Consider the following 8735-nt stretch of genomic DNA (forward strand, 5'->3'; position numbering starts at 1 on the left):
ATCATTCCTAGAAGCCAAGGCGGAAAGGACGAATACAAAAACCTGCAATTGCTTCACGCTCATTGTCACGATTTAAAGTCAAGATATGACGGGAGCACCCAAGGACATCGGGAGGAAGAACTGCCACTCTGGTAGTCGTACCCATGTAAGGGGCCAACATAGGTAGGAGCCTAGTGCCGTGAAAGTGGCACGCTGGGTTCTGAATGGGAGGTGGGGGGAGTGATTCCCCCATCGACCCCTAATTTAAAGCATCTTATCTAGCAGTATTTGGGCCGGGTCCAAATACTCATTTTTGGGTATATCCGCCATCCTGGTCTTGTATATCAGTGGCGTTCAGTATTTTCCCTTTTTCAGTGGCGGAGTTCTTGTGGCGCCTAGCTAACTACCTAGCTTTGTTTGGAATAGTTGCCATAACTGGACTCCTGCTCTATGATTGGAAAATATGTTGTTTGAGGGATCCACGCTTATATCTGGGCGCAACTTACTGCTATTTGCTACAGGCAACTCCTGTTGTAATATCTATTGGACAGACCAGTATTCTATCTACCTTTGGGTTCATATTAGCTTTGTACGGGATGAGGCAATCATCACTACTACTTTCTGTGTTGGGTTTGTACATATTATCTCTGAAACCTCAGATAGCGCTGGTTTTCTTTATATCTTTGCTTGTCGGAGGTTACTTTAGGATAGTGGTTTTGGCTGTATTGTTATCTATAGCTAGTAGTGGAATAGCTTTTCTTTTTAGTGGTATTGGGCAAAACATCAAGGGTTTTCTGATTAATTTGAATCGTTATTCTTCAGACTCAAATTTTTCAGCAAACTTGCCCCCAGATTTGACGGGTTTATCTAATTTACTCGACTACTTCGGTTATGAAAAGTTATCTTCACCAAAATTTATTTTGATGGCTGTAATTGTCGGATTAGTCATGGGATTGGTAATGCGAGTATTCGGAATCACATTCAGGGATTGGGAAAAGCTTCAGTTGCCTCTTCAAAAAAAATGGGATCCTCCCATTTTATGGATAATTACGATGCTATCATCCACCTTCTTTGTGATGCCATTACATACTTATGATGCTGTCTGGTTAAGCCCGGTTGCGATTTTATCTTTATATTGTTCACGACTTACATGGCTGTTGTTGTTACCGGGATTGTTAATGATATTTAGAGATGGAAACTTAGCTCAAATAACAGGAATTTATCATCCTGATGTTGTGATATTTCAAGGAAGCTTGCTAGTTAGCTTAGGCGCTTTTATATTATTGATTGGCAGTGTGATTGCAATTACAATATCGCTCAAATATTCTAGGAGGTTTCAACAAAACGAAGTTTCACTCACCATGAATTAATCAAAAGTTAATTTACAGCTTTATTCTTCTCAATATAACCAAGGTTAACTGAGGTAGATATAAATGCTGAAAACCATTCAATCGTATTAAGTTTTTTCCCTATCCTATATATATCTTTTAGGAAAAAAAATGAATCAACAAATAATCTCTATTATCAATAGCTACCCCCTAATCCTGCCTCGTTTGTACAATTACCTCAGAATTCTGATCTTACCCCTTGAGGAAATTGCTAAATTTGTCCCAACATCGGGAAATATTGTGGATGTGGGATGCGGTTATGGTCTTTTGGATATTTACCTAGCCCAAACCGGCCAAAATCGCCATGTAATCGGCAGCGAATTAAATGGCAAAAGAGTGAGAATCGCTCAAACAATTTCCCAACATATCCCCAATGTCAAATTTTTTGAGAAAAATTTACTCGCAGAAAGTGATGTGGCCAATGTCGATCGCATTGACTGTATAATTCTGATGGATTTGCTGCATCATGTGACTTATGAACAGCAAGATGAGTTAATTAAAACCATCCATAATATTCTGCCCCAAGGCGGCAAACTGGTGATTAAAGATATGGACGATCGCCCCGCGTTTAAATATTACTGGAACTTGGTTCACGATAAGTTAATGACCAAGTTTGACAAATTGCATTTTATTGGCGCTAATAATTTGACAAAAAAGATAGAGAAAATGGGCTTTACCGTGCAATTATCAACCAAGTTTAAACATCCCCTATACGCTCATTATTTGCTCTTATGCGAAAAAGAATAAAAGGGGCAAATTACGGTAATAGTTAGCAAAATTATATTGATTTAATAGATGAATACAATTGATGCTTTCAAAATAAATTAAGATGAAAATTGCAGCATATTTAAAGGCGCTACGACCAAGACAATGGACAAAAAATCTGATCGTTTTTGCCGCTCCACTGTTTGCGTTTAGTATTAATCAGCAATCCCTCCTGGGTAGCTTGCTCGCACTGGCGTTGTTTTGTGGCGCATCGAGTAGTTTCTATTTACTCAATGATATTGCCGATGTAGAAGCAGACCGGCGCCATCCCGTAAAATGTAATCGCCCCATTGCGGCTGGTTTAGTCAAGATTCCCGTAGCGATCGCCATGGCAGCGATTCTGTTAGGAGGTGCCTTAATCTTGGGCTGGCTGCGATCGCCTTTATTGGGCGCAACCATCTTATCCTACGCCATCCTGCAAATTGCCTACAACCTCAAGCTAAAACACACAGTAATTCTTGATGTCATGGCGATCGCTGCTGGGTTTGTCCTGCGTGCTTGTGCCGGGGCAGCAGCCACGGGAATTGTTTTATCTCCTTGGTTTATGTTATGTACCGCGATGCTGGCGTTATTTTTAGGCATAGAAAAGCGCAAAGCCGAACTACGATTACTCAAAATAAAAGGCGGAAAAACCAGGGCTGTATTGCGACGTTATTCCTTAAATTTGTTGCTACGCATGGAAAGCGTCGTCACCAATGGAGCGATTATTACCTATGCGATTTGGAGCGCTGGCCCGATTGTCAAGGGAGCATCAACCCCTTGGATGATGTTAACATTACCCTTTGTCCTCTATGGGATGTTTCGTTATCAATTACTCAGTGACCCTAGAGAAATTTCTAGTATCGATAAAAATGAAGCTGAAACAGGTGGGGAAACCGAGCGACCGGAAGAAGTGTTATTAAAAGACTTCCCGATTAGATTAACAGTTTTGAGTTGGGTAATGACCACTTTTATCATTATGTATTTAAACCGCCAGGGAATCATCACATAGTTGTCGATCTCGTCCCATGAAAGCAGAAACCAATTAAATCAACCATGAGGAAAAATCAGTTTCCCCGAAAATCATCTCCGATAGTGGCTGCCATTGAGCTTGATTTATTGATCGATCGTGGCATCAAAGGGATTATCCTGGATTTAGATAATACCATCGTTTCCGAAGACGATCGCTATTTATCTCCCGACGCAGAAGCATGGATTCAGAAAGCTAAATTACAAGGACTTAAGTTTTTTATCTTATCCAATGGTAAACGGCGTTATCGAGTCAAAAGCTGGTCGGCAAGGCTGGATATTCCAGCCATTAGTCCGGCCAGAAAGCCCTTTCCTTTTGCTTTTTTGAAAGCCTTCGCCCAAATGCAGCTAAAAGCAAAGCAAGTTTTAGTCATCGGAGATAGCCTGCATACGGATATAATCGGTGCATGGATAGTCGGTTGTCCGAGGATTCAAGTAGCCAGTCTGCCTCACCCACCTCGCTGGTGGGAAAAATTAATCGGTAAATGGGTCCAAAAACCATATCCATCAAACTATGAACTTTGGCAAATGGATCCAATGTATGAAAATATTGAAAATAATTAGAGTTGTCTCATGGTAAATAATTTAATTTTTAGCCTGTTTATCCTGCTGGCCGTTGGACTGAATACTGGCGGTCAAGTTCTCTTAAAAATGGGAACGGGTCAAAATCCCTTGAATCTTTATTTAATTGGTGGACTGGGGCTGTATGCGATCGGTACAGTTTTTTATATTCTGGTTCTCGGTAAGTTTAATTTATCCGTTGCCTATCCCACGGTGATTGGATTAACCTTGATTGCCACGACCATATCAGGAATGTTTTTTCTCCAGGAAAAAGTAACGTTTATCCAATGGATGGGAGTTGGTTTAATGATCGGGGGTATTTCGGCAATATCCTTGGGCAAAATTTGGTAATTTTTGACAAATTAAAGCACAAAATTAATTCGCCCATCAACATAGTATATAATAGCAAAAAAATCCCAAAAATTAATGTAAATTATCATAATATGGCAAATTTGGCTACATTATTGCTAATCCTTATGATTGGGAATACAGATAAATTGCTATGCTACCTTGGGCAACTATTGATGACTTTTAATTCGATTTATATAAAAGTTAATGGTTACATCTAATGGAGCGATATGAAGACATTTTTTGAATAAATCCTCGGCTTCATCATAAGAACCCAGGTGATAAAGTAAGATAGCTTTTTCAAATTCCGTGCGGGTGGCTAATTTGCCTTGGATAACTTCTGGTGCATCCCCATCAAAAACTTCATAAACCGTGACAGGCTGGGATTTTCCCTTAACTGTGACGCGATCGATTAAGCGAATATGATATAAACTTGGATCGGCTAACTCTAATAAAGTATATTGGGTAATTAACAGAGACCCCCCATAAGTTTTTGTCAAAGTTTCGACTCGTGAACCTAAGTTGACCGCATCGCTAATTACGGTACTATCCATGCGGTTGATGCCGCCAACCGTTCCTAACATCATTGATCCGGTATTAATGCCAATGCCAATGCGGATTGGTTTTGTGCCAATGGGCTGTTTTTGATTATAAATTTTGAGTTGTTGTAACATGGCAATTCCCGCCTTGACCGCATCATCAGGGGAGCCAGGAAATAATGCCATAATCCCATCGCCAATGTATTTATCAATAAAGCCATTATTTTGATTTATGGCCGGTTCCATGCAGGATAAATAAGCATTGATAAATTGAAAGTTTTCTTCAGGGGAAAGATTTTCTGATAAGCTGGTAAAATCCCGAATATCAGAAAATAAGGTGGTCATTTTCTTCTGTACTGCTTCCCCCAATTCCACATCAATAATGCTATTTTTATTTAAAATTTGCAAAAATTGATGGGGGACAAAACGCTGGTATGATTTATTTAATTTGAGAAGTTGTTCCGTAAAGGCTTTGCGGTCTGCCTCGGCTTTTTTTCGTTCACTAATATCCTGGAAAGCGACGATCGCATAAGCTATACTTCTTAGTTCGTCATAGATAGGAGTTCCCCAAACTTCCAGGGGAATAATCTGGTTATTTCTATGCACTTCCATATCATCAATGCTAGTTGATTCTCCCTGCAAAGCTCGAAACAGGGGCAAATTTTCTGTAGGATAAAGGCGATCGCTTCCGGCAATATAACTTTGATAAACGTCTGCAAGTTGCTCAAAAGTTGCATTAGAGATGACTCCTTGGCCCAAAATTTCTTTAGCTTTTTGATTGGCAAAATAAGGATGTCCTGTGGTATCAACGACAATAATACCCACCGGAACCGCTTCTAAAAATTGGGCGAGTCTTTTTTCATTTTCCCGGTGTAACTGTTGCTGATGATAAACAATCATGGCGATCGCCGAACCCGTTAAAGACAGTAAAGGGCGAACAATCGGAATCCATAAACTTCTCAAAAAAGCAGCATATCCCATCAAGATAATACTACTTACCGCTAAAATTAAACTCACAATCACTCGACAGGTTAACCGCTTTTTAACCGGACTACTGCGGCGAAAAAGCAAAACTAAACTGCTGCCAATCAAAGACCAGAAAAATATCCAGATTTTTTCAATAACTTGACTCCACACTTTAATTAATGGACGCCCATCTAAAGCGGCGCTGATTACTTGGCTGATTAAATTAGCATGGATAAACACTCCAGGCATCGGGTCAGAATTATCCAAAAAACTGCTATTATAGGGAGTAAAGAAAAAATCTTTAATACTGGGAGCTATTGTGCCAATTAATACGATGCGATCGCGCAGAGGAAACTCACTATTTTCACCGAGAATTAAATCCGGAGGAATCTGATTAGTCAGGACATCCGTCAGAGAAACGGTGTAAAAATCTGCAACATTGCCGCGATAATTGAGCATCACTTGATATCCCCCCGGATTGGCGCCCACATAGCCGCCATAATTAGCACTAAATGGAATAAATAAAGCTTTGCCCAAGCCCAAATGCATCTTTTTCCCATCAACCATCTCTAAAGCAATATCTTCTCCTTGCAAATACATCAAACTAAGCTTCGCCCCTAAGCTTAACCGCGTTTGATTTTGCCGATCTTTATGAGACATTAAAACCCGCCGCACCTTGCCATCGAAATCCAAAATTAAATCAGCAATTCCAACTTGATCCAGGTCTGCTAAAACTGGAGGGGGTTCAACCACATCCCCAATAATTTTATCTACCCCAATTAAATTGGGAGTTGATTTAAAGGTTTTCATTAATTGCTGATTGCCCGGTTCAACAGGTAAATCTCGATAAAAATCAAGGCCGATCGCCCGGGGTTGCTGTTGTTTAATCTTCTCAATTAATTCAGATAGTACAGCATCAGGCATCGGCCATTGTCCCACATAGCGAATATCCGGCTCATCAATGGTGACAATCACAATTCGGGAATCCGGTGCTTCCTGCGGACGCAGACAAAACAAGAGATCCAAAGCGGCTAATTCCAAAGGTTGTAACCATCCCGTCGCATTCACTGCCATCACAAAAGCGGCTACAGTAGGAGTCACCATCAATACGGTCCGCCATTGCCATAACTTATCAATTTGGCGCTTGATTTTTTGGCAAGGCAACATAAATCCTCTCCACTTCAGAATTAATTTCCCATAATTCCCGATACAACCGATAAAATAGGGCATCAGCGATCCAGGGATCATTGCCAGAAAGCGATTCTGTAGATAGCCCTGATTGACTTTTCATGCACTTTCTTTGTTTTAACCTTTAATCTGAGGTTAATTTAATATTCATACCCATGATTTAGCCTATCAGGATTAACGAGCGATCCGCCAGAGAAAATGTATTCGCTTATTGATTAAATCTTGGCTCAAAGGACTCGATTATAGGATTTCGCAATAAAAAATCCGGCCTGTGTAAGGACAAGTCGGATTTGCCAAAACCAGCATTGCAAAAAATTGCAACCATAAGTTTGCCACAATCAGCGATCGGAGAATCACCATGATCCTTATGATCCCTAAATGATCCCTAAATTTTTAATTCCCGAAGGCTAATTTTGATCGAGCATCAGTGGTTCAGAGGCGATCGCCTCCAAGCCCACAGAAGCTAGAAACTCCTTCCAGACCGCCGTATAGTTTTCTGGTTCTTGATCGCGCAACAGGGCTAAAGTGGTCAGCGCATCAAACCAAACCCCAGCCGATCCATATAACTGGGCCATTTCTAGGGACGGAGTGGCGTTAACCCGATGGCGGGTAGAATTTAGATTCAGACCCACCGAGTCAGGAGTAACCCGCGTCACCCAACCAGTCACAATTGGGCTATCCGGTCGCACTGGCATTTGGCAAGCCACCACAAAAGTCCACTGATAATTTTTTCCCACTTCCAAGGGTGGGGCATCCTCTGGAAGCTGAACGCTAACAATACTGGCACCTTCAGGGACGGACACCGTTTTCTGGTAATAATAATCTTCGTTCTGGTCTTTCAGGGTAAAAAAGATTTGTTCCGCAGAACCGGAAGACACATACATAAAAAAGGCGGGGCGATCGCTCACCGTCAAACCGTCCGCACGATTCTTGGGCATCAAAGGCACCACCGACCGAGCCGAGTTCACACTATCAGTAGAACTATCAATAGGACAATAACCACTATCGCGAGTCGCTCCCCCTTGTGAATTTTTCAAGGTTTCGTCTCCAGGGGGTTCAAACGTCACCCCTGCGGTAATTTGAGGTTCGATCGCCCCTCCAGAACTCATCTGTCCCTGGGCTGGCAAACCACCCAGAAGCGTAGTTAATGAAAAACTGGCTAGAGAAAAGCCTGCTAGAGAAATTAGAGATTGATTTACAGCCATAAGCTCAAAACCTCTGCAAAACTGTGACTAATCTGTTTCAATATTGACGCTTATACAACTAAAAAATATTAACTCAGCCCCAGGATTTCGCCAATCTTCTCATCACATAGATCCGAACTTCTCCATTTCAGCCCGGTTCATGCCTCTGGAAGCGATCGGAATATTTTTGTCCCATATTGCCCCAGATATTATACTTATTATACTGTAGGTTTACATTTAGGCGAAAAAACATAATCCGATCTATGGATGCCCAGCCCCCCTGAGATTAGTGTCATATTTGCGTATTCTTCAGGAGGTTTTATGAAGTTTTTGTAAAGTTTTTGTAAAATCCTCCGTTGTTTCTACAACACTGCTGCGTAATTTCCCGGACATTTCTTTCCTGACCCAAGTCAGAGAATTTCCACAGGATTCTCAATCACCAGCAACCAAAACCGCAGCAAAAAGCCCAAATCCTTAACAAGTAGCCCAGGGGTTGACGCTTAGAGCGATCGCGGTGCTGACCACAATCATTAATACTTGTAAAATTTTTGCTCCTCTAAACGTAGCAGCCAACTTAACCATCACCGTAATCGGTCGTCACTCACTGCCAAAAACCGGAGAAAGTAGCAATTTGCCACCTTCACATTGCCATTCTTAGGGGCAAAGCATGACCGCAGTTAAACCAATATCCAAACGACAATTTATTTACCGGAATGCTTTGCCCTTGCTGTAAATTTTCGTAGGGGCAAAGCATGACCGCAGTTAAATTAATATCCAAACGACAATTTATTTACCGGAATGCTTTGCCC

At 41.3% G+C, this 8735-nt stretch carries 8 protein-coding genes and 1 pseudogene; 6 read left to right on the top strand and 3 right to left on the bottom strand.

What is annotated here, in order from left to right; translation table 11 throughout:
- From AM228_RS30425 to AM228_RS27685, 6 genes and pseudogenes are all read left to right on the top strand, one after another.
- Positions 1-135, top strand: a 135-nt coding sequence (locus AM228_RS30425) for an HNH endonuclease (protein WP_197285439.1), incomplete at its 5' end; no start/stop codon positions are given.
- Between the two features lie 170 nt (positions 136-305).
- Positions 306-1349: pseudogene (locus tag AM228_RS27665) on the top strand (glycosyltransferase 87 family protein); the annotation flags it as partial.
- A gap of 129 nt (positions 1350-1478) precedes the next feature.
- Positions 1479-2114 carry a bifunctional 2-polyprenyl-6-hydroxyphenol methylase/3-demethylubiquinol 3-O-methyltransferase UbiG gene (locus AM228_RS27670; protein WP_054470146.1) on the top strand — a complete coding sequence of 212 codons (636 nt, stop codon included), beginning with the start codon at positions 1479-1481 and terminating at the stop codon, positions 2112-2114.
- 82 nt (positions 2115-2196) lie between these two features.
- Positions 2197-3123, top strand: a complete 927-nt coding sequence (locus AM228_RS27675; protein WP_054470149.1) for a decaprenyl-phosphate phosphoribosyltransferase — start codon at positions 2197-2199, stop codon at positions 3121-3123.
- A gap of 44 nt (positions 3124-3167) precedes the next feature.
- Entirely contained in the window at positions 3168-3704 is a 537-nt protein-coding gene (locus tag AM228_RS27680) for a YqeG family HAD IIIA-type phosphatase (protein ID WP_054470151.1), read from the top strand.
- A 9-nt stretch (positions 3705-3713) separates the two neighbouring features.
- Positions 3714-4052 carry a multidrug efflux SMR transporter gene (locus AM228_RS27685; protein ID WP_054470154.1) on the top strand — a complete coding sequence of 113 codons (339 nt, stop codon included), beginning with the start codon at positions 3714-3716 and terminating at the stop codon, positions 4050-4052.
- A 167-nt stretch (positions 4053-4219) separates the two neighbouring features.
- Here the strand turns inward: AM228_RS27685 and AM228_RS27690 are convergent, their stop codons facing one another.
- From AM228_RS27690 to AM228_RS27695, 3 genes are all read right to left on the bottom strand, one after another.
- Complete coding sequence (locus AM228_RS27690; protein ID WP_054470156.1) at positions 4220-6721, bottom strand: CHASE2 domain-containing protein; 2502 nt, start codon at positions 6719-6721, stop codon at positions 4220-4222.
- Positions 6687-6845 carry a hypothetical protein gene (locus tag AM228_RS33790; protein ID WP_156332118.1) on the bottom strand — a complete coding sequence of 53 codons (159 nt, stop codon included), beginning with the start codon at positions 6843-6845 and terminating at the stop codon, positions 6687-6689. Before AM228_RS33790 ends, AM228_RS27690 begins: the two co-directional genes overlap by 35 nt.
- Before the next feature lie 304 nt (positions 6846-7149).
- Positions 7150-7947, bottom strand: coding sequence for a DUF928 domain-containing protein (locus AM228_RS27695; protein ID WP_054470157.1), 798 nt, complete (start codon positions 7945-7947; stop codon positions 7150-7152).
- Positions 7948-8735 lie beyond the last annotated feature (788 nt).

This window comes from Planktothricoides sp. SR001 (genome assembly GCF_001276715.1).
In the GTDB taxonomy this organism is placed as follows: Bacteria; Cyanobacteriota; Cyanobacteriia; order Cyanobacteriales; family Laspinemataceae; genus Planktothricoides; species Planktothricoides raciborskii.